We start from the raw sequence: 1,490 nt of genomic DNA, 5'->3' as shown, positions 1-1,490 counted from the left end.
ATCAGAACCGACCACGCGAAGAGAGGCATCTTGTGGAGCGTCATGCCGGGCGCACGCATGTTGAAGATCGTGGTGATGAAATTGATCGCCCCGAGGATGGATGAGGCCCCGGCAATGTGCAGCGACAGAATGACCAGGTCAACGGCAGGCCCAGGATGGCCCGACGTCGACAGCGTTGGGTAGAGGAACCATCCCGTTCCTGCACCATAGCCTCCTGGTACGCTGGGCATGAACAGCGACATCAAGAGCAAAATGAAGGCAGGCGGCAGCAGCCAGAAAGAAATGTTGTTCATCCGCGGGAAAGCCATATCAGGAGCCCCGATCATGAGCGGTATCATCCAGTTGGCAAAGCCGCCGATCAGACCGGGCATCACCGCGAAGAAGATCATGATAAGGGCGTGTGCTGTCGTGAATACGTTGTAGAGCTGCTTGCCTGCATCAATGGCCGTGGCACCCTCGAAGCCGTATACAAACGAGGCCAAGCCAGGAAAGATCTGTATACCCGGTTCCTGAAGTTCGATGCGCATAGCGACTGACAGGAGCATGCCAATGATGCCCGCAAGGATCGCGAAAATCAGATAAAGTGTCCCGATGTCCTTGTGATTAGTTGAGAACACCCATCGGGTGACTCCTGCCGGCTTGTGCGCCGGAGCCGGAGTATCGGCTTTCGCCGATGAGGCTGGCATAGTGATCTCCTTTGAGCAGGCAAGCGCGTCCCAACCTCGCATTGACGGTATTGTTCCTGATGATCAGCCGTAATCTCCAAGCCAAGGGAACAACTCCAACCCCGGGATGTTCGGGCAAACGGGCTGAACAGGGAGCGACGTCTGATGCTCGAAACTATTGCGGCAGTGCTAGTACTCCTGGCTGTGGTCGGAGGCCTAATCTGTGCGTTCTGGATTGAGGCGAGCTATGGCGTCCACGGGCTCACCGAAGACATTCCGGCTGCGCCAGTCGACGACCTCAGACCGAGGTTGCCGGTCACCCCTCGTCCGGCCACTTTGAGGTAGGGCGCCAGTCATGCGCTTGAACTGGCCAGCAATCAATCGGAAGGCCGTTGTCGGGTGGCTGCTCGTTGGCTTTGCGCTGGCCGGCTTTTTCGACGGCATCGTTCTGCATCAGATCCTGCAGTGGCACCACCTCCTGTCCGGCCTTCGCGAACCGGCAGGATCAGACTTGCGCTTCCAAATTCTGGCGGACGGCCTCTTTCACCTGCTCATGTATCTGTTGTGCATTTTGGGCACGGTGTTGCTCGTGGCGGCTCGTGCATCTGGCGCGCGCCCCGGCACGACGAGCGAAATTCTACGGCTCGCCTTGGCCGGGTTCGGCATCTGGCACATCGTTGACGCGGTCATCATTCATTGGCTGCTCGGCCTTCACCGGATCAGGATGGCGAGCGAAGTGCCCCTGGCATGGGACATCGGATGGCTGGTTATTTTTGGCATCTTGCCTTTGGTGCTCGTTCTCCTGATGCCCAATCGGGGAGGACC

The 1,490-nt window shown here is 58.3% G+C and carries 2 protein-coding genes; one reads left to right on the top strand and one right to left on the bottom strand.

Features of this window, described 5'->3' with window-relative positions:
* The coding region (locus tag CK222_RS31370; protein WP_176477817.1) for a cbb3-type cytochrome c oxidase subunit I at window positions 1-686 on the bottom strand (686 nt) is incomplete at its 3' end.
* Between the two features lie 334 nt (window positions 687-1,020).
* Between CK222_RS31370 and CK222_RS31360 the strand changes: the two genes are divergently transcribed.
* Window positions 1,021-1,490 (top strand): DUF2243 domain-containing protein (locus CK222_RS31360; protein ID WP_141247184.1); only part of this gene is annotated, 470 nt, incomplete at its 3' end.

Source organism: Mesorhizobium sp. WSM3866 (assembly GCF_002294795.1).
Lineage (GTDB): Bacteria > Pseudomonadota > Alphaproteobacteria > Rhizobiales > Rhizobiaceae > Mesorhizobium.
Note: the sequence above shows the minus strand (reverse complement) of the source record. Positions and strands in the feature narration are given on the sequence as shown.